General features: G+C 69.0%; 20 protein-coding genes and 1 tRNA gene. 11 read left to right on the top strand and 10 right to left on the bottom strand.

Annotation, left to right across the window (positions count from 1 at the left end):
- Nucleotides 1-2: 2 nt before the first annotated feature.
- Complete coding sequence (locus BMZ17_RS03895) at nt 3-440, bottom strand: hypothetical protein (protein ID WP_139202786.1); 438 nt, start codon at nt 438-440, stop codon at nt 3-5.
- On the opposite strand from BMZ17_RS03895, the gene BMZ17_RS03890 reads away from it, so the two are divergent.
- Nucleotides 390-1,550 carry a hypothetical protein gene (locus BMZ17_RS03890; RefSeq protein ID WP_139202785.1) on the top strand — a complete coding sequence of 387 codons (1,161 nt, stop codon included), beginning with the start codon at nt 390-392 and terminating at the stop codon, nt 1,548-1,550. The two genes, BMZ17_RS03895 and BMZ17_RS03890, sit on opposite strands and share 51 nt — an antisense overlap.
- 23 nt (nt 1,551-1,573) lie before the next feature.
- On the opposite strand, the gene BMZ17_RS03885 is transcribed toward BMZ17_RS03890, so the two are convergent.
- From BMZ17_RS03885 to BMZ17_RS03860, 6 genes are all read right to left on the bottom strand, one after another.
- A complete protein-coding gene (locus tag BMZ17_RS03885; RefSeq protein WP_254775173.1) occupies nt 1,574-4,063 on the bottom strand; it encodes a DUF3772 domain-containing protein in 2,490 nt (829 codons plus the stop codon).
- Nucleotides 4,064-4,160: 97 nt separating this feature from the next.
- Nucleotides 4,161-5,453: a threonine synthase gene (thrC, locus tag BMZ17_RS03880; protein ID WP_093136141.1), complete on the bottom strand. Its 1,293-nt coding sequence runs from the start codon at nt 5,451-5,453 to the stop codon at nt 4,161-4,163.
- 133 nt (nt 5,454-5,586) lie between these two features.
- Nucleotides 5,587-6,507 (bottom strand): homoserine kinase, encoded by a 921-nt coding sequence (locus BMZ17_RS03875; RefSeq protein WP_093136137.1) that lies wholly within the window; start codon nt 6,505-6,507, stop codon nt 5,587-5,589.
- Entirely contained in the window at nt 6,504-8,993 is a 2,490-nt protein-coding gene (thrA, locus tag BMZ17_RS03870) for a bifunctional aspartate kinase/homoserine dehydrogenase I (protein ID WP_093136133.1), read from the bottom strand. The genes BMZ17_RS03875 and thrA overlap by 4 nt, the downstream gene beginning before the upstream one ends.
- A 397-nt stretch (nt 8,994-9,390) precedes the next feature.
- Nucleotides 9,391-9,954 carry an NADAR family protein gene (locus BMZ17_RS03865; RefSeq protein WP_093136130.1) on the bottom strand — a complete coding sequence of 188 codons (564 nt, stop codon included), beginning with the start codon at nt 9,952-9,954 and terminating at the stop codon, nt 9,391-9,393.
- Between the two features lie 55 nt (nt 9,955-10,009).
- Nucleotides 10,010-10,086 (bottom strand) — tRNA-Arg (locus tag BMZ17_RS03860).
- 284 nt (nt 10,087-10,370) lie between these two features.
- On the opposite strand from BMZ17_RS03860, the gene BMZ17_RS03855 reads away from it, so the two are divergent.
- From BMZ17_RS03855 to BMZ17_RS03815, 9 genes are all read left to right on the top strand, one after another.
- On the top strand, nt 10,371-11,213 hold the full coding sequence (locus BMZ17_RS03855; protein ID WP_093136126.1) for a cyanophycinase: 843 nt from the start codon (nt 10,371-10,373) through the stop codon (nt 11,211-11,213).
- Nucleotides 11,214-11,221: 8 nt separating this feature from the next.
- Nucleotides 11,222-14,023: a cyanophycin synthetase gene (gene cphA / locus BMZ17_RS03850; protein WP_093136123.1), complete on the top strand. Its 2,802-nt coding sequence runs from the start codon at nt 11,222-11,224 to the stop codon at nt 14,021-14,023.
- Nucleotides 14,024-14,197: 174 nt separating this feature from the next.
- Nucleotides 14,198-15,973, top strand: coding sequence for a Mur ligase family protein (locus tag BMZ17_RS03845; RefSeq protein ID WP_093136120.1), 1,776 nt, complete (start codon nt 14,198-14,200; stop codon nt 15,971-15,973).
- A 156-nt stretch (nt 15,974-16,129) separates the two neighbouring features.
- Nucleotides 16,130-16,921 carry a class I SAM-dependent methyltransferase gene (locus tag BMZ17_RS03840; protein ID WP_093136116.1) on the top strand — a complete coding sequence of 264 codons (792 nt, stop codon included), beginning with the start codon at nt 16,130-16,132 and terminating at the stop codon, nt 16,919-16,921.
- The gene (locus BMZ17_RS03835; protein WP_093136110.1) at nt 16,918-17,202 is read left to right on the top strand and encodes a DUF4190 domain-containing protein; all 285 of its coding nucleotides are present in this window, start codon (nt 16,918-16,920) and stop codon (nt 17,200-17,202) included. The genes BMZ17_RS03840 and BMZ17_RS03835 overlap by 4 nt, the downstream gene beginning before the upstream one ends.
- Before the next feature lie 4 nt (nt 17,203-17,206).
- Nucleotides 17,207-18,262: a quinone-dependent dihydroorotate dehydrogenase gene (locus BMZ17_RS03830; RefSeq protein ID WP_093136106.1), complete on the top strand. Its 1,056-nt coding sequence runs from the start codon at nt 17,207-17,209 to the stop codon at nt 18,260-18,262.
- Nucleotides 18,259-19,299 (top strand): UDP-N-acetylmuramate dehydrogenase, encoded by a 1,041-nt coding sequence (gene murB, locus BMZ17_RS03825; protein ID WP_093136102.1) that lies wholly within the window; start codon nt 18,259-18,261, stop codon nt 19,297-19,299. Before BMZ17_RS03830 ends, murB begins: the two co-directional genes overlap by 4 nt.
- Complete coding sequence (locus tag BMZ17_RS03820) at nt 19,299-20,207, top strand: DMT family transporter (RefSeq protein WP_256371051.1); 909 nt, start codon at nt 19,299-19,301, stop codon at nt 20,205-20,207. The genes murB and BMZ17_RS03820 overlap by 1 nt, the downstream gene beginning before the upstream one ends.
- Before the next feature lie 15 nt (nt 20,208-20,222).
- Nucleotides 20,223-20,915: an aspartate/glutamate racemase family protein gene (locus BMZ17_RS03815; protein ID WP_093136096.1), complete on the top strand. Its 693-nt coding sequence runs from the start codon at nt 20,223-20,225 to the stop codon at nt 20,913-20,915.
- 1 nt (nt 20,916) lies between these two features.
- Here BMZ17_RS03815 and BMZ17_RS03810 read toward each other — a convergent pair whose 3' ends face one another.
- The gene (locus BMZ17_RS03810) at nt 20,917-21,552 is read right to left on the bottom strand and encodes a phosphatase PAP2 family protein (protein ID WP_175485522.1); all 636 of its coding nucleotides are present in this window, start codon (nt 21,550-21,552) and stop codon (nt 20,917-20,919) included.
- A 55-nt stretch (nt 21,553-21,607) separates the two neighbouring features.
- Nucleotides 21,608-22,894 carry a flavodoxin-dependent (E)-4-hydroxy-3-methylbut-2-enyl-diphosphate synthase gene (gene ispG / locus BMZ17_RS03805; RefSeq protein ID WP_254775172.1) on the bottom strand — a complete coding sequence of 429 codons (1,287 nt, stop codon included), beginning with the start codon at nt 22,892-22,894 and terminating at the stop codon, nt 21,608-21,610.
- A 329-nt stretch (nt 22,895-23,223) separates the two neighbouring features.
- On the opposite strand from ispG, the gene xseA reads away from it, so the two are divergent.
- Complete coding sequence (xseA, locus tag BMZ17_RS03800; protein ID WP_093136090.1) at nt 23,224-24,567, top strand: exodeoxyribonuclease VII large subunit; 1,344 nt, start codon at nt 23,224-23,226, stop codon at nt 24,565-24,567.
- On the opposite strand, the gene BMZ17_RS03795 is transcribed toward xseA, so the two are convergent.
- Nucleotides 24,536-25,807, bottom strand: a complete 1,272-nt coding sequence (locus BMZ17_RS03795) for a virulence factor family protein (protein ID WP_175485466.1) — start codon at nt 25,805-25,807, stop codon at nt 24,536-24,538. The two genes, xseA and BMZ17_RS03795, sit on opposite strands and share 32 nt — an antisense overlap.
- Nucleotides 25,808-25,880: the final 73 nt, after the last annotated feature.

Genomic DNA, 25,880 nt, shown 5'->3' with positions numbered 1-25,880 from the left:
GCTCACTGGCGCCGCGTGCGCTCACCACCACCCTTGCCGGCGTGCTGCTGTTGACCAGCGTCGCGCCGCTGCAAGCCCAGGACAAACCGGAAGGACGTGGCGCGATGATGCGCGCCGCGGCCGAACAGGCGCGCCAGAAGCAGGATGACAACCGCGCCCAGCATCAGGAACAGCGGCAACAGCAGCAAGAGCGCCAGAACGAACAGCGGGCCCAGGCCCAGCAGCAGGCCGAGCAGCGCAACCAGCAGCGTGCCGAGGCGATGCGTGCCCAGCAGGACCAGCGCCAGCAGCAACAGGAGCGCCAGAACGAACAACGCGCCCAGGCGCAGCAGCGCGCGGACCAGATGCGCCAGCAGGCCGAGCAGCGCGACCAGCAACGTGGCGACCAGATGCGTCAACTGCGCGAGCGCAACGAACAACAGCAGGCCCAGCGCCAGCAACTGGCCGACCAGGATCGGCGACGCCAGGCCGACCAGCGCAACCAGCTCCTTCAGCAGCGCCGCGACCAGCAGCAACAAGAGCAACAGGAGCAACAACAGCGCGACGCCAACCGTGAGCAGTCACAGCGTCAGCAGCGGTTCGCCGATCAGCAGCGTCGCCAGCAGCAGCGCGATGGCACCGATCAACGCGTGCGCGACCTGCAGGTGCGCAACGAGAACGACGCGCTGCGCCAGCGCCTGGACCAGCAGCGCCAGGCCAACCAGCGACAGGACCAAGACCGCCGCGACCGCGGACGCAACGAAGGCCCGCTGCCGCTCGGCATGGGCGATCCGGTGCCGCGCGACGGTGGCCGTCCGCCGATCGCCGACCGCGGCGACCGCACGGGCCGCGACGATCGCCAGCCGCTGCCGCCGGATCGTCGCGGCGGCCCGGCGATTCCGCCGCGCGATCGCGGAGACCGTGGCGATGACCGCGATGGTCGCCGCAACGACGAGCTGCAGCGCCTGAGCCGCGAGCAACAGGAACGTCGCATCCGCGACGAGCGCCAGCGCGCCGAGCAGTACCGCCGCAATCAGGACGAACGCCGCCGCCTGGCCGAGCAGCGCACCCGCGACCTGGAGCGCCAGCGCCGCTACGCCCAGTACCGCTACCAGCAGGACTATTACCGTCGCCTCTACGCACAGCAGGCGCGCTGGCAGGCACGCGGCTACGACTACAACCGCGATCCCTACTACTACACGCCGGCAAGCTATCGCTATGGCTGGGGCGGCGTGTCGTACGAGACCAACCGCTACGGCGCCGACCTGCTGCGCCAGGCGGTGAACTACGGCTACAGCGAGGGCTTCGAAGCCGGCCGGGCCGACCGCCAGGATGGCTGGGGCTTCAGCTACGACACGCCTTACGCCTACCAGGACGCCAACTACGGCTACTACGGCTATTACGTCAGCCAGGGCACGTACAACCACTACTTCCGCGAAGGCTTCCGCCGCGGCTATGAGGACGGCTACTACAGCCGCTACCGCTACGGCACGCGTGAAAGCAACGGCAGCTACGTGGTGCTGGGTGCCGTGCTGGGGACGATCCTGGGGCTGAGCCTGCTCAACAACTGACGCGCTTCAGCCGACGATCCGGCTCAGGCCGGATCGTCTTTCGAAGGTGATTCAACGGGGTTGGCATCGCCGCGCGGCACACCGGCGGTGGCGCTGATGAGGCGCACGTCCTGCGGCGTGGCCAGCGCGATGTGCTCATCGGCCAATGCCTTGAGCAGGCGGAAGAACAGGTCGCTGCGCGTGCCATAGGACGCACGCGGGCTCTGCACGTAGGCGAAGCTGTTGATCGCGACCATGCCGTTGCTGATCGAGTCGATGAACACCGACGGCGCTGGCTCGGCGAGCACGCTCTCGTGCGCGGCATACAGGCCCAGCAGCAGTTCGCGCACGCGTGCCACGTCGGTGCCCAGCGGCACCGAAAACTGCATCTGCAGCCGGCCCAGCGGGCTGGCCATGGTCATGTTGCGGATGGTCTTGGTGATCAGTTCCGAGTTCGGCACGATCAGGGTCGACTTGTCGGCCACCTGGATCTCGGTCGAGCGCACGTTGATCCGCCGCACGTCGCCTTCGGCATCACCGATCCGCACCCAGTCGCCGATCTTCACCGGGCGCTCGGCCATCAGGATCAGCCCGGAGATGAAGTTCTGGGTGATCGCCTGCAAACCAAAGCCGATGCCGACCGACAGCGCGCTGGCCACGATCGCCAGCTTGGTCAGGTCCAGGCCCAGCGTCACCAGGACCCACAGCCCGACCACCAGGATGCCCAGATAGCGCATCACCGCGGCGACGGACGAGCGCGTGCTGATGTCCAGTTCGGTGCGCGGCAGGTAGGTGCGCACCAGCCAGCGCTGCGACGCCTTGACCAGCGCCATGCCCAGCACAACCACCACGATAGCCTTGAAGATCCGTAGCGGCTCCAGCGGGAAACCGCCGATCTCCCAACCCTGGCGCGCCTGGTCCAGCCAATCGGTAAGGCTGGTGAAGTTGGCGCCATAAGGCACCAGCAACGCCCCGATCACCACCATCGCCAGCCACAGCCGCAGCACGGCCGACAGCAACACCGCCGCCTGCTCCATGTGGCTGGGCCGCAACCCGATGGCGATATTGGCGGCCTTGCCGAAGCGACTGTCGGTCTTGAACAGCCAGTGCGAGATGTCGTCGGCGAACATCATCAACACCCCGCCCGCCCCGCAGACCACGACCGCCCAGATGATCTGCCCGATCGCCGCACGCGCGAAGTTGACGTAACCCAGCAACGCGCCGATCAACGCCGCGGCGACCACCAGTTGGGACAGCAGCGAAATCAGCACCACGATGCCCGAGCGGCGCGGCGCCTCGGCAGGTGCCGCTGCGGGCACGGCCGACCCGGCTTCGGGATCGTCAACGGTCTTTCCTTCGACGGACCCCCGATGAATGCGCAGCAAGCTGACCAGCATCGCGATCACCAGCGCCACGAACACCAGCGCGATCACCCCGTCCACGGCCGTGGTCGTGACAGCCGCGGTCCGGGCAGCCTTGTTGATCTCCACCAGCAGCCCGCTCAACCACACCGCGACCGAGGTCAGCCACGCGTAGCGTCCAAGCTTGACCGCCGTGGCGTCGTCGAACGGCAGCAAGCGCCACGACGGCTGGCGCGGCAACAGCAGCGCAGCACTTACCGCGCCGACAAAGGCCGAGAAGAACGTCACCCGCACCACGGCGCTGGCCAGTCCATCCAGGCCGGCAGGAATCGCATCGATCCCGCGCAGCGACTGGATCAGCACCCAGGCGGCCAGCGTCGGCATGATCGTGCCCACGGAGAGGATCCAGACGGCCAGTGCCGAACGGCGCAGTCGGCTGCCCGGCGCCCGCTGGATCACATACCGTTGGCCAAACCAGCGCAGCGCCAGTGCGCCCGGCAACAGGATCAGAAACGCGATGACCGCGCTCACCAGCGGCGCGGTACGGCCATGCTCGGCCACGCCGGCGCGCACGCCGTCGCGCAGGTCCTGGCCGACCCCGCGCAGGCGCTGCAGGTCGTCAGGCAAGGCCTCGCCCATCTGCTGCCACAGCGTCACCGACAGCGGCGACTCGACCCGGGAAAATAATTCCTCCGCCTGCAGCCGCGCGCGGGTCTTTTCCACCGCCGTGCCAAGCTGCTGGGCCTCGACCGACAGGAGCTTGGCGCGCTTGATCGCGCCATCGAGGCGGTCATGCGTGGCCTGCAGCTGCTTGCGCTCGGCGGCGATGTCGCTGGCTTCACGGGTCCCCGGCGCGACCTCGCCCAGCTGGGTGAGGCGCTCGTTGATCTCGTCCAGCTGCGGCTGCAGCGCAACCGTCTGCGCATCGGCCTGCCGTTGTGTCTCGACGATCCTGTCGCCCAGCGCGCGTAGTGGCTCGGGCTGCTGCGCGTCCTCGGCCTGCTTCTGCAGTTTCGAAAGGGCATCGTCGATCTGGTCGATCGCCGCATCTGAGCCGGGCTCGGGCGTGGCCGGCGTCTGCGCCAGCGCCTGGCCCAGGGAGAAGACCAGCAGTGCGATCAGCAGCCAGGGCCGGCGGGCAGCACGCGAGAACGGATTCAGGGACACGGTCACGACACAGGCAACGCGTGGAGTCCACGCCAGGGCGCGGATGATAAATCAGCGCCCGCAGCGGTCCGTTCAGGCCGCCGCGGGCGCTTTCACGGCCGGCTCAGGCGCCGGCCACCACGTGCGCAACCAGGGCGTCGTATTCCGGCGCGATCGGCTCGGCGTGGGCCGGGCGCTGCAGCAGGTCGTTCAGCGCCGGCGGCACGGCCACCGCGCCAACCAGCGGCTCGACCACGCTTTCGAACTTGGCCGGATGCGCGGTGGCCGCCACCGCCCAGTCGCCTTGCTCGCCGGCGTTGCGCAGGTCTTCCAGCACCTTGAGCGCGGTGGCGGTGTGCGGACAGAACACCTCGCCGAAGTGGCGATACCGGCGCGCGATCAGCAGGCGGATCGCATCGTCATCCACGCTGGCCGAGGTGAACGCCGCACGCAGCGCCGTGTCGTCGCCCTGGTACAGCCAGCGCAGGCGCTCGAAATTGCTCGGCGCGCCCACGTCCATCGCATTGGCAATCGTGGCCACGCTCGCCTGCGGCGCGTACTCACCACCATCGAAGTAATCGGGCAGCACGCGGTTGGCATTGGTCGCCAGCACGATGCGGCCGACCGGCACGCCCAGCGCACGCGCCAGGATCGCGGCCATCGCGTTACCCAGGTTGCCGGTGGGGATGACGAAGTTCAGCGCGTTGCCGGTCTGCGCCTGGTGGCGCAGCGCGGCGTGGGCGTAATAGCTCATCTGCGGCAACAGCCTCCCTAAGCTGATGCTGTTGGCCGAACTCAGCGGCGCACGCGCCTGCAGCGTCTCGTCATTGAGCGCGCGCTTGACCAGCGCCTGGCAATCGTCGAACGAGCCGGCCACGCGCAACGCGGTGATGTTGTCGCCGAAGCAACCCAGCTGGTGCGCCTGGCGCGGCGACACGCGACCGTCTGGATACAGCACGATCACGCGCAGGTTCGGCTGCTGGTGGAACGCCGCAGCCACGGCCGCGCCGGTGTCGCCGGAGGTGGCGACCAGGATCGTCAGCGGCTTGGCGTCGGCGCCGCGCAGTCGCGTCAGGCACTGCGCCAGGAAGCGCGCGCCGAAATCCTTGAACGCCGCGGTCGGGCCGTGGAACAGCTCCAGCACGTGATCGCCTGGCGTGGCCAGCGGCAGCAGCGGCGCGGGGAAATCGAACGCGGCTTCGCAGATCGCGGCGAGTTCGCCTTCCAGGCCGTCGCCGGCGAAGAACGGCTGTAGCAGCGTGGTCGCGGTCTGGGCGATGGTGTCGCCGGCGACCAGCGCGCGCGCGGCCGGCATGGTCTGCGGCACGTACAAGCCGCCGTCGGGAGCAAGGCCGGCGGCGATGGCCGCGCTCAACGATGCGGCGGGGGAAGCATTGCGGGTGGAAACGAAGTTCATGGATGGATTCCGAAAGGACTCAATGATCTCGATGAAGACTTTTGTGGGAGCCACTTCAGTGGCGATGGGGCATCACCAAGCAAGCTCCATCGCCGCTGATGGCCCGAGGTCACGTCGAGCGGCTCCCACAAACTCAAAGAACGTGCGCGCCCGGCGCGGCGATGCGCGACACCCAGGCCTGCGACGTGAACCCAGCGTCGGCAAACGCCGCCTGCACCGCCGGTGCCGCGGCTTCGGCCGAGGCGCGATCCTCGAACCAGCCGAAGATGCTTGGGCCCGCACCAGAAATGCTCGCACCCATCGCACCGCCGGCGAGCATCGCAGCCTTGGCCGCGTCGAAGCCGACGATCAGCGGCGCGCGACGCGGTTCAACCAATGCATCCTTCAGGCCCGCGCGCACCAGCGTGGCATCGCTGGCGTAGCAACCGGCCAGCACCAGGGCGAGGTTGGCGCTCTGGTGGACGAACTCTTTCAACTCGTACGCGCCCTGCAGCGCGGCGCGCGCGCGGCGGGTTTCCAGGATCGCATCGGGGTGCACCAGCAGGCTGTGCCAGCCCTCCGGGACCGGCACGCTGGCCAGGTGTTCGGCCGTGGCCAGCACCAGGCCGCCGAGCAGCATCGGCCCCAGGTTGTCGCCGTGCTTGCCGCCGCTGGCGACCGCTTCGCCGACCAGGGTGAACGGATACAGCGCCTGGACGTTGAGCGGCGCGTCGAGCAGCGCGTTGGCGGCCACGACTGCAGCCACGCACGAAGCGGCCGACCCGCCCATGCCCGAGCCGAGCGGAATGCCCTTGTCGATTTCCACCTCGAAGCCGAACGGCAGCGTCAGCGCATCGCGCATCGCGATCAGCGCCGCGCCGGCAGTGTTGGACGGCGCATCCAGCGGCAGGTCCACCGTGGTGCCGCGGATCGCGACGATGCGCACCGTGGGTTCATCGATGCGACGCACGGTGACGGTGTCGCCCGGGCCTTCGATCACATGGCCCAGGATGTCGAAGCCGACGCCGACGTTGCCGACCGAGGCCGGCGAAAATGCACGTGCTTCCCGCCTCACAGACGCGCCCCCTGCCCGGCCGCCACGCGCAGCAGGTCGGCGAACACGCCGGCGGCGGTGACTTCCGGACCGGCGCCCGGGCCCTGCACGATCATCGGGTTGTCGCTGTAGCGACGCGTGTTGAACTGCACGATGTTGTCGGTCAGGCGCAGGTTGGCGAAGGCGTGGTTGGACGGCAGCTCGACCAGGCCGACGCTGGCGCCGCCTTCGTGCAGGCGCGCGACATAACGCAGCACGTTGCCCGAGGCCTTGGCATCGGCCAGGCGCTTGGCGAACGCGGCGTCCACCTCATGCAGGCGCGCCATGAAATCCTCGACGCTGGCCTGTCGCAGGGCTTCGGGCACCAGGCTTTCCACCTGCACGTCTTCCAGCGACATCGCGCGACCGGCATCGCGCGCCAGGATCACCAGCTTGCGGGCGACATCGGTGCCGGACAGGTCATCGCGCGGATCGGGCTCGGTATAGCCCATGCCACGCGCCTGCGTGACCAGCTCGGAGAACGGCACGCTGCCGTCGAACTTGTTGAACAGCCATGCCAGCGTGCCGGAGAAGATACCCTCGATGCTGTTGACCACATCGCCGGTATCGACGATGTCGCGCAGCGTGGTGATCACCGGCAAGCCTGCGCCAACGGTGGCCTCGTAGCGGAAGCGCGCGCCGCTGGCGGCTGCCGCCTCGGTGATGGCCTGGTAGCGCGCCAGCGGGCCGGCGCCGGCCTGCTTGTTCGGCGTGACCACGTGGATGCCGGCGGCCAGCCACTGCGCGTAGCGATCGGCCACGGCCGGGCTGGCCGAACAGTCGACGATCACCGTATGCGGCAGGTGCGAGGCCAGCAGGTGCTCGGTGAAGCGATCCAGGTCGAGCGACTGGCTGGACTGTTCGAATGACTGCTTCCAGTCGCCCTCGATGCTGCGATCGGCCAGCAGCATGCGCTTGCTCGATGCCACCGCGCGCAGGCGCAGATCGACGTTGGCCTTGCCCAGCAGCTGCGGCTGTGCGGCGTGGAGTTGCTCCAGCAGCGCGCGGCCGACGTTGCCCGGCCCGATCACGCCGACCGCGAAAGTTTGCGGCGACAGCCAGAAGCCCGCGTGCGCAGCGCGCAGCGCCTTGGTCGCATCGCTGCTGGAAATGGCCACCGAGATGTTGCGCTCCGACGAACCCTGCGCGATGGCCAGGATGTTGACCTGGGCGCGGCCCAGCGACTCGAACAGGCGCGCGGCCACGCCCGGCATGCCGGCCATGCCGTCGCCGACCGCCGCCAACACGCTAACGCCATCGGTGAGCTGCACGCGCTGGATCTGACCGATCGCCAGCTCATGGGCGAAGGCGCCCAGCAGCGCGTTGCGCGCACGGTTGGCGTCGGCGGATTTCACCACGCAGCAGATCGAGTGTTCCGACGAGCCCTGCGAGATCATCACCACCGACACGCGCTCGGCGCGCAGCGCGGAGAACACGCGCTCCGCCGTGCCCGGCACGCCGATCAGGCCAGTGCCTTCCAGGTTGATCACGGCAAGATCCGGCGACAGGGTCAAGCCTTTGACCGGGCCGGCTGCGTCCTTGCGCGCGGTGATGCGCGTGCCCGGATGCTCGGGCTGGAAGGTGTTGCGGATGATGATCGGCAGGCCGCGCTCGATCGCCGGCGACATGGTCTGCGGATGCACGACCTTGGCGCCGAAGTAGGCCAGTTCGCAGGCTTCGTCGTAGCTCAGCGATTCCAGCTGCACGGCCTCGGGCACCACGCGCGGATCGGCCGAGAGCACGCCGTCCACGTCGGTCCAGATGTGCAGTTCCACCGCATTGAACAGCGCGGCAAAAATCGCGCCGGAGTAATCGCTGCCGTTGCGGCCCAGGGTGGTGATGCGGTTGGCGCGATCGCGCGCGACGAAACCGGTGACCACCACGCGCTTGGCCGGGTGGGCGGCGCGCCACTGCGCCAGGCGCTGCGCGCTGGTGTCCCAGTCCACGTCCACGCCCAGGTCGCCGCGATCCACCACCAGCACGTCGCGCGCGTCCAGCACTGCGCAGTCTTCGCCGCGGCTGCGCAGGTGATCGCCGAGCAGCTTGGCCGAATACACCTCGCCCAGGCCCTGCACGCGCTCCAGCACTTCGGCCGGCAGACCGCCGATCACCGACAGCGCCTGCATCATCTCGGCCAGCGCATCGAACTGGCCATCCAGCCATTCCACGGTCGCACCGGAATCCTCGCCCAGCAGCGCCACGGCCGCGCCGCGATGGCGCGCGCGCAGCTCGTGCCAGCGTTCGCGCCAGTCACTCTGGTTGTCGGCCGCGCGCGTGGCCAGGTCGATCAGGCCATCGGTGACGCCCTTCATCGCCGAGACCACGGTGATCTGCTCGTCCTCGTCGCGGGCCAGCAGCAGATCGGCCACGTGGCGGTAACGGGTGGCATCGGCCACGGAGGTACCGCCGAACTTGTGCGCGACGGTTTTCAGCGAGGGGGACTGTGCAGATGCAACGGGCGACGACATGGGGACCTCAGGGTTGAAGGAGGCCTCGCGCGCATCAGGATGTGGGGCTCCCGCATCCTGATCCGGGTGCGGGGCGGTGGTAGCGGAAAACTTACGCTTGCACGGCCATCCACACCCGGAAGCCCCGGGTGGTGGTAATGGTCGTGGTGCCGGTCACGCACGCGCCAGGCGCCGCAAGGCATGCGGTCGAGGCGTTGGCGGTGGTGGGCAGGTGCGTCATGGGCGGCTATGGAAACCCATGCGTGAAAGTCCTGTCAAGCGTTGTGGAACAAGCCGCGCAGCGCTTGTCAAGATCGTTTCACGAGCAACTTCAAATCACTACTCCAGACGGGAGAAATTTCGCCACAGGCATGCCGAGACGTCTCTCGCTAAAGGAGCAATCCCATTCGTCAAAGACTCAGGATTTCGATAGAAGGATGCGCTCGCGCACAACCATCAGTGCAAATCCCAGCAGGTTGAGACCCTGCCAAGTGTGCGGTGACGAAGCCTCCGGTGCGTCTGCAGCCAACCCGATCCCCCAGATCGCATCGACGGGGCTCGCCTCGACCAGCACCTTGTTGCCCGTCACGCGCAGGAACTCCGCGAGGCGAGGGTCCTGACTGAACTTGGCGAAGTTACCTCGGACCACGATGTCGAATCTGGCGTCGTTCCAGGCCACATCGTCGAATCCCGTGACCTCGCGGCCAAACGCCTTGGCCGCCCCTGGATTTCTGGCGACCAGGATGCGCTCGCGCGTTGCTTCATCGCTGAACAATCGGGCCTTCTCGGCCATCATGAAGTGCTCGGCCGTCGGGTAAATGATGCCGTCGAGTTCGAATGGCGCTGCATACCACTGGCTGAAGCAGCTATTGGAAGGCGCGCCATCTGGGCGTGGACGATGCCCCCAGAAATACAGGTAGGAGAACGCCTCGCCTGCTTCGACACGCGCGCATAGATCCTGCAAGGAGCTTGGTATGGACATGTCGACGGGCCTGCTAGCTAGAGCGTCGGCTCATTAAGCCCGCGGCTGCGCGGACTGGTGACCCCGGCCCGATTCGAACGGGCGACCTTCCCCTTAGGAGGGGGACGCTCTATCCAGCTGAGCTACGGGGCCATGCAGGGCGCGATTGTAGCCGCTGCGGTGCTTGCACGGCAGTGACAGCCACGCGCCGGCGGCCCGAGGACGCACCGGTATCTCAGCGTTACGGGGCGTCCCCCTGCCAAGGGGACGTCCCCCTGCGCAGCGCGTGCTACCTTGGCTGCCGTCGGGCCTGGGCCCGGCATCGGGGGTTGGATCGGGGGAAATCGCGGCACCGGGCAACACCGTCCGATGACCGCGTCGCGGCGGAGCTTTCCGCGTCAACTCAACCCGTTTCCCGCAGGAGTCAGAAAGCAGTCATGTGTCCGAGCAAGGTCGCCGAAGGTGGCGAAAGAGGCTGGATCGTTCCCATCGGCGGCGCCGAGAACAAGGGCGAGAGCCCGCGCATCCTCAAGCGTTTCCTCTCCGTCGGCGGCGGCAGCGATGCCGAGATCGTCGTCATCCCCACCGCCAGCCAGCTGCGCGATACCGGGCCGCGCTATGAGCGCCTGTTCGGCGATCTGGGCGCCAAACGCGTGGATGTGCTGGATTTCGATACGCGCAAGGATTGCCAGGAAACCAGCCGCCTGGACCGCATCGAACGCGCCAGCGCGATCTTCTTTACCGGCGGCAACCAGCTGCGCCTGTCTACCATCCTGGGCGGTACGCCTGCCGCGCAGATGATCCGTGCGCGCAACGCCGCCGGCGTCACCGTGGGCGGCACCAGCGCCGGCGCCAGCATCCTGTCTGAACACATGATCGCCTTCGGCAAGGAAGGCTCTTCGCCGCAGGCCGACTCAGTGCGCCTGGCGCCCGGCCTGGGCCTGACCAACCGCTTCGTGATCGACCAGCATTTCCGCCAGCGCGATCGCCTGGGCCGGCTGATCGCGGCCCTGGCCTACAACCCGTTCGCCATCGGCATTGGCCTGGACGAGGACACCGCGGCCTTCATTGGCCCGGACAACACGCTGGAAGTCGAGGGCTCCGGTTCGGTCACCGTCGTCGATGCCGGCGACCTCACGTTCTCCTCGATGGCCGATGCCAGCGAGAACCAGCCGGTGTGCATGCTGGGCATGACGATGCACATCCTGCTGGCCGGTGCCACCTTCAACCTGGCCACGCGCAAGGCGTCGGCGGGCTCGCTCTCCCCTTCCAAGACATGAGGTAATGCATGCGCATCCTTGAGCGTTCGGTTTACGTCGGTCCTTCGCTGTACGCGCACTTCCCGGTCATCAAGCTGGAGCTTGACCTGGAGGCACTGGAAGACTGGCCCACCGGAAAGCTGGGGAGCGCATTCGTCGATGGCCTGGTCGCGGCCCTGCCCGGCCTGGCCGAGCACGGCTGCTCGTACCGCGAGCCCGGCGGCTTCATCCGCCGCATGCGCGAAGGCGAAGGCACCTGGCTGGGCCACGTGCTGGAGCACGTGGCGATCGAGCTGCAGAACATCGCCGGCGAAGACGTCACCTTCGGCAAGACCCGCAGCGTCAGCGACGCACGGCGTGGCGTCTACACCGTGGTCTACGAATACGTGCAGCGCGAGGAAGGCATCGCCGCAGGCGAGCTGGCCTTGCGCCTGCTGACCTCGCTGGTGCCGGCCGACCTGCGCGGCAGCGAGAAGCTGTCCGAAGACTGGGACTGGGACACCGCGCGGGTGGAGTTCATCCGCTACGCGCAGCGGCGTGCGCTGGGCCCGTCCACCGCCTCGCTGGTCAAGGCGGCCGAGGATCGCGGGATTCCGTGGTTCCGCCTCAACAACCAGTCGCTGGTGCAGTTCGGCCACGGCAAGTACCAGCAGCGCATCCAGGCCACGGTGACCGGCAAGACGCCGCATATCGCCGTCGAGCTGGCCAGCGACAAGGAAGAAACCAACAACATCCTCGGCGGACTCGGCCTGCCGGTGCCGCGCCAGATGCTGGTCAGTGATTCGGCCGGTGCGGTACGCGCGGCCAAGCGTCTGGGCGGCACGGTGGTCACCAAGCCGTACAACGGCAACCACGGCCGCGGCATCACCATCAACATTTCCACCGACGACGAGGTGCGCGGCGGGTTCGAATCCGCGCGCGAGCATTCGCGCTCGGTGATCGTGGAAACCTACATCGCCGGCGACGACCATCGCCTGCTGGTGGTCAACGGCGAACTCATTGCCGCCACCCGGCGCACGCCCGGCCATGTGGTCGGCGACGGCATCGCCGACATCGCCGAGCTGGTCGATCGCGTCAACGCCGATCCACGCCGCGGCATCGGCCACGAGAAAGTCCTGACCCAACTGGAACTGGACGAACAGGCCGACCTGATGCTCGGCCGCGTCGGCTACGACCATTTCTCGGTGCCGGCGCAAGGTGAGATCGTGTTCCTGCGCTCCACCGCCAACCTGTCCACCGGCGGCACCGCGACCGATGTCACCGACATCATCCATCCGGACAACCGCGATATGGCCGTGCGCGCCGTGCGCGCGATCGGCCTGGACGTGGGCGGCGTGGACTTCATCAGTCCCAACATCGCCGAAAGCTACAAGACCATCGGCGGCGCGATCTGCGAGGTCAACGCCGCGCCGGGCTTCCGCATGCACGTGGCGCCCAGTGAAGGCACGCCGCGCGACGCCGCCGGCCCGGTGATCGACATGCTGTTCCCGCCGGGCACGCCGGCGCGCGTGCCGATCGCCGCCATCACCGGCACCAACGGCAAGACCACCACCTCGCGCATGCTGGCGCACATCACCAAGATGGCCGGCTACACGCCGGGCCTGACCACCACCGACGGCGTCTACATCGACGGCCAGCGCACGGTGGAGGGCGACATGACCGGGCCGGTCTCGGCGCGCATGGTGCTGGGCGATCCGCAGATCGACATCGCGATCCTGGAAACTGCACGCGGCGGCCTGCTGCGCGCCGGCATGGGCGTGCCCGAGGTCAACGTCGGCGCGGTGCTCAACGTCGCCTCCGACCACCTGGGATTGAAGGGCATCGACACGCTCGAGCAGCTGGCCGAGGTCAAGCGCATCGTGGTGGAAGTGGCGCGCGACTGCGCCGTGCTCAACGCCGACGACGCCAACGTGATGAAGATGTCCGCGTACACCGACGCGCGCACGATCTGCTACGTCACCACCAATCCCTCGCATCCGCTGGTGCGCGAGCACATTCGCGCCGGTGGCCGCGCCTGCGCGCTGGAAGGCGGCGTCAACGGCCAGATGATCACGCTCTACGACAAGGGCAGCCACATCCCGCTGATGTGGACGCACCTGATCCCCGCGACGCTGGAAGGCCGCGCCCTGCACAACGTGCAGAACGCGATGTTCGCCGCATCGATGGCGTTCTCGCTGGGGCTCAAGCTGGAAGCGATCCGCCAGGGCCTGCGCACCTTCGACACCACCTTCTACCAGGCGCCGGGGCGGATGAACCTGTTCGCCGAGCATCCGTTCAAGGTGCTGATGGACTACGCCCACAACGCGCACGCGGTGGGCGTGATGGCCGACCTGGCCCAGCGCATGGACGTGCCCGGTCGACGCATCGTGGTGGTGACCGGCCCGGGCGATCGTCGTGACGAAGACCTGGTCGAAATCGCGCACGCGGTGGCCGGGCGCTTCGATCACTACGTGGTGCGCCGCGACGACGGTCTGCGCGGCCGCGATGGCGACGAAGTGCCACGCATCATCGCCACCGCGCTGCGTGCGGCCGGCGTCGCTGACGAGGCGATCACCGTGATCCCCGACGAACAGCAAGCGGTCGATGCCGCGCTGCACCTGGGCCAGCAAGGCGACCTGCTGCTGGTGTTCGCCGATGCGCTGGCGCGCACCTGGAAGCAGATCACCAAGTTCAAGCCGGCCGGCGACACCGCGCGCGCCGCGGCACCCGTGGTCGAAACACCGGCCGCGCAGGACGACACGCCCGACGAAGCGCTGACCGCGATGCTCGAAGGCATGGTCCGCGACGAGCGCGGTTTGGTGTTCGAACGCGTGGACGAGCAGAGCGATTGATGCAACAGCGCGCGCCCCACCAGACCACCGTCATTTCCGCGAACGCGGGAACCCAGGGACTTTCGCTTCTGGACGGAACGACGCTGGATCCCCGCCTCCGCGGGGATGACGCCGGAGTGTTCATACGCGCAGCATCGGAAGCAGGCCGCTGCCTTGGTGCGCAAAAGGATTTGCATGCTTGCTGAGCCGTTCCAGGATTCGCGCCGGCTGACCGGCTGCAATGTGTATTTCGCCGGCACCGGCGCGGCGCTGGAATCGGCCGAAGGCCAGTCCTTCGATGCGATCGCGCCCAAGCGCTGGCGCGGACTGGTGCGGCAGATGCGCCGTGCGCTGGGCTGGCCCGATGACGCCGTCCACCAGCGCGTGCATGCCAGCGGCGTGAGCCTGGCGTTCGAGGCGCCGCTGGACCAGCTCTACACCGCCACCGAGGTCAACGAATGGGCCTGGTGGCAGGCCTCGGGCAGCGCTGCCGAGCGTTACCACGCGCCCGGCTTTGCCGCGGTGTGGGATGCCGAATCGGCGCTGCGCACATTGCGCGCGGTGGCCGCGGCCGAAGCGCTGCCGCCACTGGCCACGTTGCAGGCCGAGGCCGACGCGCATGACCTGCCGTTCCTGCTGGACGAGGACGAACTGACCCTGGGCAGCGGCACCGGCGCGCGCAGCTGGTTCCTCGATGAACTGCCCGATGTCGCCGACGTGCCGTGGGCGCGCCTGCATGGCATCCCCACCGCACTGGTCACCGGCTCCAACGGCAAGACCACCACCGTGCGCCTGCTGGCTGCGCTGTGCGCCGCGCATGGCTGGCGCACCGCGCATAGCTGCACCGATGGCGTGTTCTTCGACGGCCAGCCGCTGGAAACCGGCGATTTTTCCGGGCCTTCCGGCGCGCGCACCGCGCTGCGCCAGGGCCAGGCGCAGGCCGCCGTGCTGGAAACCGCGCGCGGCGGCATGTTGCGCCGCGGCCTGGCGATCGCCCACGCCAACGTGGCGGTGGTGACGAACGTGGCCGCCGACCATTTCGGCGAATACGGCGTGCACGGCCTGGACGATCTGGCCGCAGTGAAGCTCACCGTGGCCCGCGCGATCGGCGTGGGCGGTCGACTGGTGCTCAACGCCGACGATGCGCTGCTGCGCGCGCAGGCCACGGCGCTGTCGTGTCCGCTGGCCTGGCATTCACAGGATTTCCAGCATCCGCTGCTGGTGGCCCAGCGCACGGCCGGGCAACCGGTCTGCGGCGTGCGCGATGGCCATTTGTGGCTGTCGCTGGCCGGCGTCGACCACGATCTGGGCGCCACCCGCGACATGCCGCTGAGCCTGGGCGACCGCGCCGGCTACAACATCGAAAATCTCGCTGGCGCCGCACTGGCCGCCAGCGCGCTGGGCATCACCCCGGACACCATCGCGCAGGTGTTGGCCCGCTTCGGCCACGATCCACACGACAACCCGGGACGCCTGCAGCACTGGGCCTTCGGCGACGTGCACGTGTACCTGGATTACGCCCACAACCCCGATGGCCTGCGCGGCCTGCTCGATGCGGTCGGTGCCGGCGAACGCGCCGGACGCATGGCGATCGTGCTCGGCCACGCCGGCAATCGCGAGGATGCCGACCTGCGCGCGATCGCGGCCACGGCGGCGGCGTTCCGCCCCGAGCTGGTCGTGCTCAAGGACATCGCCGGCTACGAACGCGGCCGCGACAGCGGCGAGGTCGCCGGAATCATGCGCGCCCAGCTGCTGGCCGACGGCATCGCCCCGGCCACGATCGCGGTGCGCCTGGACGAAGTCGAAGCCGCGCGTGTGCCGCTGACCTGGGCCCGTGCCGGCGATCTGCTGGTGCTGCCCGTGCATGAACTCGACGCACGCGAGCGCGTGGTCGCCCTGCTCGATGCCATGCAGGCCGCTGGCTGGCGTGCCGGCCAGCCGGTGCCCGCGCCACCGCAGGCGCAGGACTGAAACACCTGCCCGCGCGCCGCCGGCCAGGCGGCAAGCCCTGTTAAAATCTCTGGTCATGCCGCGTCCCCCGTCTGCGGCATCCCGGTTGCCCCGCCCTGCCGCGCGCCTTCGCGCGCCACGGAGGCGCGCCGCGGGACGCAATACGAGGAGCCGGACATGGCGCTGAACTCCACCGAACGCTTCACTTCGCGCGTGGCCGATTACGTGCGCTATCGCCCGGACTATCCGGTCGCGCTGGTGGAATGGCTGCAGCGCGAGCTGCACGTGCCCGCCCACGCTACGGTGGCCGACATCGGCGCCGGAACCGGCATCTCCTGCAAATTATTTCTGGACGCCGGCCATCCGGTGATCGCGGTCGAACCCAACGCCGCCATGCGCACCGCCGCGGAAGACTGGCTGGGCGACGACGAGCGCTTCGCCGCCGTGGCTGGCACGGCCGAAGCCACCACCCTGCCCGACGCCAGCGTTGACCTGGTGACCTGCGCGCAGGCCTTCCACTGGTTCGACCAGCAGGCGATCAAGCCTGAGTGGCGCCGGGTCCTGCGCCCGGGCGGACTGGCGGTGGTGTTCTGGAATTCACGCCGGCTCACCGGCACGCCGTTCCTGGAAGGCTACGAACAGCTGCTGCTCGATTACGGCCTGGACTATTCCAGCGTGGCCGAGCGCTACAACGACGATGCCTCGATGGCGGCCTGGTTCGACGGCGGCCTGCGCGGCAGCGCGCGCTTCGACCACACCCAGCCGCTGGACTTCGATGCGCTGCGTGGTCGGCTGCTCTCGTCCTCCTATGCCCCGCAGGAAGGCCACCCGCAGCACGCGCCGATGCTGGCCGCGCTGCGCACGCTGTTCGACACCACCTCGGTCGACGGCACGGTCGGCTTCGACTACGACACCCGCGTCTTTGCCGGTACCCTTGGGACCGGGGACATCACAGGAACGCACGCATGAACGCCATCGCACGTCCTACCAGCAGCCTGGCCGTGGTGGCCTTGGTGTTCGGCATCCTCGGCTGGACTTTCCTGCCGGCCATCGGCGCGATCGTCGCGGTGATCACCGGCCACATGGCCCGCGCGGAAATCCGCCGCAGCGGCGGCCAGATGGAGGGCGACGGCATGGCGGTCGCCGGGCTGGTGTTGGGCTGGCTGGCGATCGGCCTGGCCATCGCCGGCATCGCGGCCTTCATCCTCTTCTTCGGCGGCATCGCCGCCATCGCTGCGCTGAGCCACTGATCGCATGTACGGACTCGCCCGCCCCTTTCTTTTCACCATGGATGCCGAGCGCGCCCACGGCGCCGGCCTGCGTGCGCTGGAGGCGGCCTATCGCACCGGCACCTCCGGCCTGCTGACCCGCAAGCCCAAGCCGATGCCAACCAAGGTCTTCGGCCTGGACTTCCCCAATCCGGTCGGCCTGGCCGCGGGCCTGGACAAGAACGGCGCCCACATTGATGCGCTGCTGGCGCTGGGCTTCGGCTTTGTCGAAGTGGGCACCATCACGCCACGCCCGCAGGCCGGCAACCCGCAGCCGCGCATGTTCCGCCTGCCGCAGCACAAGGCGGTGATCAACCGCCTGGGCTTCAACAACCAGGGCGTGGACGTGCTGGTGCGCAACGTGCAGCGCGCGCGCCGCAAGGGCGGCCTGCTGGGCATCAACATCGGCAAGAACAAGGACACGCCCAACGAGTCGGCGGCCGACGATTACCTGTTCTGCCTGGAGCGCGTGTATCCGCTGGCCGACTACATCACGGTCAACATCTCCTCGCCCAACACCGCCGGCCTGCGCGAGCTGCAGGAAGAACAAGCCCTGCGCCAGCTGATCGGCACCCTGCGCGAGGCGCAGGAAAAACTCGGCGCCCAGCACGGCAAGCGCGTGCCGATGCTGGTCAAGGTCGCGCCCGACCTGTCCGACGAGGACATCGATGCGGTCTGCCGGGTGCTGAGCGACCTGTCGGTCGATGGCGTGATCGCCACCAACACCACGGTGGATCGCAGCCTGGTCCATGCCCATCGCCATGCCGCGCAGGCCGGTGGCCTGTCCGGCGCGCCGCTGATGGCGCAATCGACCATGGTCCTGCGCCGGATGCGCGCGCGCCTGCCCGATGGCATCCCGATCATCGGCGTGGGCGGCATCACTTCCGGCGCCGATGCGGTGGCCAAGATGTCCGCTGGCGCGGCGCTGACCCAGATCTATTCCGGCCTGGTCTACCAGGGCCCGTCGCTGGTCTATGACTGCGTGGAAGCCATCCGCCGCCGCCGCGAGCAACCCAGCCGCGGCGCGGTCGCCCCGGTATGAGCGCCGCCTGGCGCCTGACGGAACACGCCCCGCTCCGCACCCGCAACACCCTCGGCGTTGACGCGTCCGCGCGTTGGCTGCTGGAACTCACCGACATCGCCGCACTGCCCGCCGCGCTCGCACTGCCGCAGCTGCGGGCGCTGCCGTGGCTGCCGCTGGGCGCGGGCAGCAACCTGCTGCTGGCCGGCGATCTTGAAGGCGTGGCGCTGTCCTTCGACGCGCGCGCCGTGGCTATCGTCGGCGAGGACGGCGACCGCGTCCTGGTCCGCGCCGAAGCCGGCCTAGCCTGGCATGAGCTGGTGCTGTGGACGCTCGATCAAGACCTGTGCGGGATGGAAAACCTCGCGCTGATCCCCGGCACCGCCGGCGCCTGCCCGATCCAGAACATCGGCGCGTACGGCGTGGAAGTGGGCGAGCTGATCGACAGCGTCGACGCTTTCGATACGCACACCGGCACGGCGGTGCGGCTGGACCGCGCGGCCTGCGGGTTCGGCTATCGCGACAGCGTGTTCAAGCAGCAGCCAGGGCGCTGGATCATCACCGCGGTGACCTTCGCCCTGTCGCGCACGCCGTCGCTGCGCCTGGACTACGCCGGCCTGCGCCACGAGCTGGCCGACATGGGCATCGAACACCCCGGCGCGCGCGACGTGGCCAATGCGGTGATCCGCGTGCGCAGCCGCAAGCTGCCCGACCCGGCCGTGCTGGGCAACGCCGGCAGTTTCTTCAAGAACCCGATCGTGGCCGCGTCGCTGGCCGATCGCCTGGAATCGGAACTCCCCGGACTGCCGGTCTTCAGTGGCGATGCCGCCGACACCCGCAAGCTCTCGGCCGCGTGGTTGATCGAACGCGCCGGCTGGAAGGGCCATCGCAACGGCGACGCCGGCGTGTCACCCGAGCACGCCCTGGTGCTGGTCAACCACGGCCACGCCAGCGGCGCGCAGGTGCTGGCGCTGGCGCGCGAGATCGCCGCTTCGGTGCAGGCGCGCTTTGGCGTGGCGATCGAGCCCGAGCCGCGCATCGTCGGAGACCACTGGTGATCGCAGCCCCGCCGGCCCCGCTGCGTGCGGCCCTGCTGATGCTGGCCAGCACCGTGTCCTTCGGCCTGATGGCGATCAACATCCGCCTGGCCAGCCAGTCGCTGGAAACCACCGAGGTCGCGTTCTTCCGCAATGCCTTCGGCCTGTTGGCGCTGCTGCCGCTGGTGCTGCGCCCGGGCAAGCCGCTGCCGCGCACCCAGCACCTGCCGCGCTACCTGATCCGCACGGTGATCGGGTTGGCCTCGATGCTGTGCGGCTTCTGGGCGATCGGCCACCTGCCGCTGTCGCAGGCGATCTCGCTGTCCTATTCCACGCCGCTGTTCGTCACCATCGCCGCCGTGTTCTGGCTGGGCGAGAAGGTCCACATGCGCCGCTGGCTGGCGGTGGCCGCCGGCTTCATCGGCGTGCTGGTGATCCTGCGGCCGGGCTCGTCGCAGTTCTCGCCCGGATTGCTGGTGGCGGTGGCGGCGGCGGTGATCAGCGCGATCGTGGCGATCCAGATCAAGCAGCTCTCGCGCCTGGATGCGCCGGACACGGTGGTGTTCTACACCTACCTGTTCTGGGTGCCGATGTCGCTGGTGCCGGCGCTGTTCCAGTGGCACTGGCCGCAGGGCATCACCTGGCTGTGGCTGGTCTGCACGGGCGTGTTCGGCACCGGCGGCCAGCTGCTGTGGACGCGCGCGCTCAAGCTGGGCGAAGTCTCGGCGCTGCAGCCGATCAGCTTCATGCAGCTGCCGCTGGTGATCGTGATGGGCTGGTGGCTGTTCGGCGAGCGCCTGGATGGCTGGACCGCGCTGGGCGCCGGCATCATCCTCGGTTCCACCGCCTACATTGCCCACCGCGAAGCCACCCTGGCCCGGCGCGCGGCCACCAATGCCCCCGTCGAAGGCGCCAAGCCCGGCGAATAACTGCGAGGACACGCGATGCAGACCATCGGCCTGATCGGCGGCATGAGCTGGGAATCCACCCTGCCCTACTACCGCATCCTCAACGAAACCGTGCGCGACGCCCTTGGCGGCCTGCACTCGGCCAAGGTGCTGCTGCACAGCGTGGACTTCCACGAGATCGAAACCCTGCAGCACGCCGGCGACTGGGACGCGGCCGGTGAGGCGATGGCCGCCGCGGCGCGCTCGCTGCACGCTGGCGGCGCCGACTTCATCGTGTTGTGCACCAACACCATGCACAAGGTCGCCGATGCGATCACCGCCGCTACGCCGCTGCCGCTGCTGCACATCGCCGACGGCACCGCCGACGCGCTGGCCGCCGCCGGCATCACTCGCGTCGGCCTGCTCGGCACCCGCTTCACGATGGAACAGGATTTCTACCGCAAGCGACTGGAGGCACGCGGTGTCGAGGTGGTGATTCCAGACGCGGACGACCGCGACCACGTGCACCGCATCATCTACGACGAACTCTGCCAGGGCGTGATCCGCGATCCGTCGCGCGATCTCTATCGCCACGTCATGGCACGCCTGGCCGAAGCCGGCGCGCACGGCATCATCCTGGGCTGCACCGAAATCTCGCTCCTGGTCGATCAATCCGATGCCAGCGTACCGCTGTTCGACACCACTGCCCTGCATGCGCGGGCGGCGGCATTGCGGTCAATCGAAGGTTGAATCAGCGCGCCGCGGGCTCGACCTGCAGCGTCTTCCACGGCCGCCGCGCACCGCGGAAGACCGCCGCGTAGATACCCACGACCCAGGCAATCGACGCGGCCCAGCCACCGAGGATGTCGGACGGATAATGCACGCCCAGGTAGATGCGTGAGACGCCGACCGCCAACGCGAAAGCGCCGGCCAGCAGCAGCACCGGCCAACGCCAGCGCGACCCCCACGCCAGCAGGACGAGCACCACGACGAAGGTCATCGAGCCCATCGCATGGCCGCTGGGGAAGCTGAAGGTGTCCTGCGGCGAGATCGATTCCCACAGCGTCGGGCGCGCGCGGGCAAACAGCTGCTTGGTGGTGAGGTTGAGCAGCGCCGAACCCAGTAGCGCGACACCGGCGAAGGTCGCCTCGCGCCAGCGGCGGCGCGCCAGCAGCACGCCCACCAGCACCACGTCGAGGATGATCACGCCCTGGTAGCCGGCCCAGCTGATCGCCAGGAAGGCGTGATCCAGCCACGGGCCGGAAGCGGCTTTGGCGCGCAGCAGGATCGGTTCGTCGAAGACGAAGCTCTCGGCTTCGTGAACCTCTTCACCCAGCTCGGCGAAGCCCCACAGCGGCAGCAGGATCGCCGCGAACAGCAGGCCCATGCGCCAGCCGATCCGCTCCAGGACGCGGCCGATGACGCCCGCGCCGGCGCGCGCCTCAGGCGGCACTGCGCGCGTAGTTTTTGTCGACGTATTCGTCGATCAGGGCGACGAATTCATAGGCGATGTTCTCGCCGCGCAGGGTGATCGCCTTTTCGCCATCGATGAATACCGGCGCCGAAGGCGCTTCGCCCGTGCCCGGCAGCGAGATGCCGATGTTGGCGTGGCGCGATTCGCCGGGGCCGTTGACCACGCAGCCCATCACCGCCAGCGTCATGTGCTCGGCGCCGGGGCGGGTGATCTTCCACTCCGGCATCTTGCCGCGCACATGTTCCTGCACGACCTTGGCCAGCTCCTGGAAGAACTCGCTGGTGGTGCGGCCACAGCCCGGACAGGCGGTGACCATCGGCGTGAACGCACGCAGGCCGGTGGTCTGCAGCAGCTCCTGGGCGACGATGACTTCCTGCGTGCGCGAGGTGCCGGGCTCGGGCGTGAGCGAGATGCGGATGGTGTCGCCGATGCCTTCCTGCAGCAGCACGGCCAGCGCCGCCGACGAGGCGACGATGCCTTTGCTGCCGATGCCGGCTTCGGTCAGGCCCAGGTGCAGGGCAAAGTCGCTGCGGCGGGCCAGGTCGCGATAGACCGCGATCAATTCCTGCACGCCGGAAACCTTGGCCGACAGCACGATGCGATCGGCCGGCAGGCCGATTTCCACCGCACGATGCGCCGAATCCAGCGCCGAGCGGATCAGCGCCTCGCGCAGCACCGCCGTGGCGTCCCACGGCTGGGCGCGCTGGGCGTTTTCGTCCATCAGCGCGGCGGCCAGCGACTGGTCCAGCGAGCCCCAGTTGGCGCCGATGCGCACCGGCTTGTTGTACTGGATCGCAAACTCGATCAGCTGCGCGAACTGTGTGTCCTTCTTCTTGCCGAAGCCGACGTTGCCCGGGTTGATGCGGTACTTGGCCAGCGCCTCGGCGCAAGCCGGTTCACCCGCCAGCAGCTGGTGGCCGTTGTAGTGGAAGTCGCCGATCAGCGGGACCTCGATCCCCATCATCGCCAGCTTGTCGACGATGCGCGGGATGGCCGCGGCAGACTCGGCGTTGTTGACGGTCAGGCGCACCATTTCCGAGCCGGCGCGCCACAGTTCGGCCACCTGCTTGACGCTGCTGGCGATGTCGGCGGTGTCGGTATTGGTCATCGACTGCACCACCACCGGCGCGCCGCCGCCCAGGATCACCTTACCGACCTGCACCCCGTGGGTGATGCGGCGTGGCTGGCCGCCAGCGGCGACGGGCGTGGAGTCGGGGAGCGGCAACGGCGTGGGAATGGCATTCATGTCGCCCATTTTACCGGGCACGGGTGACCGGGAGGCGACTGGCGCACGTGATCGCGTGGACCAATGTGTCCCCGTTCCAGGTTGCCCCCCGGCAAGGCTGGAACAGGGACGTGTTGCCGATCGGCGCCCTCGCCGCCAGCCCCCGTCTCCACGGGCGCCGCGGCGAACCAGGACGCAGGCCGGTCTGCGGCAGCCCCCTGTCATCAGCGCTGCCTGCGTCCTGCCTGGGGTTACGCGTTGTTCGCGCAGGCGGATGCAGCAGGAAAGCGCGCGACCGCCCGTGCCGACGAACGGTCATGCGGGCAGGCCGGGCTTGCAGCGTGCGGTAGGGTATTCGGATGGAAGCCCCCGCCCGCGACGTCCTCACCCCCACCCAGCTCAACACCCTGGCCCGCGACCTGCTGGAAGGCAGTTTCCCCGCGATCTGGGTCGAGGCCGAGCTGGGCAACGTGACCCGTCCGGCATCCGGGCACCTGTATTTCACGCTCAAGGACGCGCGCGCGCAGATCCGCTGCGCCATGTTCAAGCCCAAGAGCACCTGGCTGAAATTCGCCCCGCGCGAAGGCCTGCGCGTGCTGGCCCGCGGCCGCCTGACGCTGTATGAGGCGCGCGGCGACTACCAGCTGGTGCTGGACCACATGGAGGAAGCCGGCGAAGGCGCCCTGCGCCGGGCCTTCGAACAGCTCAAGGCGCGGCTGCAGGCCGAAGGGTTGTTCGACCCGGAGACCAAGCGGCCGCTGCCCGAATTCCCGCAGCGCCTGGCGGTGATTACCTCGCCCAGCGGCGCGGCGGTGCGCGATGTGATCAGCGTGCTGGGGCGGCGTTTTCCGCTGCTGCAGGTCGACGTGCTGCCCACGCAGGTCCAGGGCGCCACGGCCGCCGCGCAGATCGCCGCGCTGGTGCGCGCCGCAGGTGACAGCGGCCGCTACGACGCAGTGCTGGTAACGCGCGGCGGCGGTTCGATCGAAGACCTGTGGGCCTTCAACGAGGAAATCCTGGTCCGCGCGGTCGCCGAATGCGCCGTGCCGGTGGTCTCGGCGGTGGGCCACGAAACCGACTTCACCCTGTGCGACTTCGCCGCCGACCTGCGCGCGCCCACGCCGTCGGCCGCAGCCGAACTGCTGGTACCGTCGCTGACCGATCTGGCCACGCGCCTGCGCGGCCTGGGCCGGCGCCTGCACACGCTGCACGCCCATCGCATGGACCGCACGATGCAGCGCGTCGATCGCGCCTGGTTGCGCCTGCAGGCGCAAGGCCCGCAGGCCCGCGTCGAACTGATGCGCCGTCGCCACACCGACGCGCTGCGCAGGTTGCAGGCGCAGTGGCAGGTGCAGCTGGACGCGCGCCGCGCGCGCCTGCGCCATGCCGAGAGCGTGCTGCGCGCGCATTCGCCTCAGCGCCGGCTGGCCGTGCTGGCCGAACGCCTCGCCGCGCTCAAGCCACGCCCGCAGGCCGCCATCGCCCGCCAGCTACAGCGCGATGCATTGCGACTGCGCGGCCTGGTGCGCTCGCTGGAAGCGGTCAGCCCGCTGGCCACCGTCGCGCGTGGCTACGCACTGGTGACCCGCGAGGACGATGGCACGCTAGTGCGCTCGACCACCCAGGTCGCCGAAGGCGATCGCTTGAACGCGCGCTTGGCCGACGGCCAGCTCAGGGTGCAGGTGCTGCCGCCGCGGGACTGAGTTCGGACGCCGTCGCGGCGACCATCGCCGGCTGCCAGTGATCGGTGATCAGGCCGGTGAGTTCCTCGGAGGTGCCGAAATGGTGGCCGCCCGGCGTCATGCGCACTGCGATGCCACTGGCGCGCAGGGACGGGCACAGGCTGTCCTCTTCTTCCTCGCCGTAGACGCAGAGCAGCTTGTCCGTCGGGATCGCCTGCAGCTGCGGCGCCACCGGATGCGTGTCGCCCCCGCTCCAGCCCAGCCAGCCGCCGATGCGCACGGTGAACCCCGTGCCCGACGAAAGGCCCAGCAGCGACACGGTCCGGACCTGCGCCTGCTGATCTGCGGGCAGCCGCGCATAAAGGAACGGCATGACATCAGCGCCGAACGAATACCCCACCAGGTCCACGCGCGTCACGTGCCAGCGCTGCCGGTATTCGGCGATCACTGCCGATAGATCCGCAGCGGCGCGCTCGGGGGATTTTTCCGACCAGAAGTAGCGCAGGCTGTTCCAGCCCAGCACCGAATAGCCCTGCCGGTGCAGCTGCTCGGCCACGTCCTTGTCCAGCGCGGCCCAGCCGCCATCGCCGCTCATCAGGATCACCAAACGGTCCGAGCCTGCGTGCGGCAGCTCGATCAACGGCAGGCCACGGAACTGCGGCACCGCCGGCGGAAACCGCTGCACGGCCGTCGCCACCCAATCCTTGGCGGGCAACCGGGAGACAGTCGCCGCCTGCACCGGCTTGCCCTCGCACGTCGCGGCAGTCACCGCGTCTTCGCCGACGATCGTCGCGCCCGGCCATGCGGCGGCAGATGACGCCAGCGCCTGCCGGACCAGCGTGCCGCCGTTGCCCATGCCGACCAGCATCGGCGCCAGGTACTGATCCACGCCGGCGCCACGCAGCACGCGCAGGCCGAGCCATTTCAATTCGTTGGAAGCCGCTTCGCACTGGTCCGGATGGTGCGCGAGATAACGCGTGGCATCGACGATGCCCACCACCGCACCGTCCTTCGCCAGCGCTTGCGCAGCTTGATCGAGGTCAGGCGAGCGCGCCTGCCCGAGCAGCAATACCAGCGCGCGCGGCTCGCCGTGCGGACGCACCACCAGCACGTTGCCGAAGGCGCCGCCGACACGCCGCTGCTGCAGCCAGTGATTGCCCAGGAAGCCGGCCACGACCAGTCCCGCGACCACCACCAGCATCGTCATTCCCTGCTTGCCGGAAAGCCTCACCGCCATTGCGCCATCGCCCCTGTCACGCACGGCGGAAGCCCGCCCGTGCAGGCAGTAACGGGCGAAACGCGCTTGTTGGGCCAACGCGAAGTTCCAAGACCGC

Source organism: Pseudoxanthomonas sp. GM95, from assembly GCF_900109775.1.
GTDB lineage: Bacteria > Pseudomonadota > Gammaproteobacteria > Xanthomonadales > Xanthomonadaceae > Pseudoxanthomonas_A.
The sequence above is the reverse complement of the archived record's forward strand: the minus strand, read 5'-3'. Positions and strand labels throughout refer to the sequence as shown.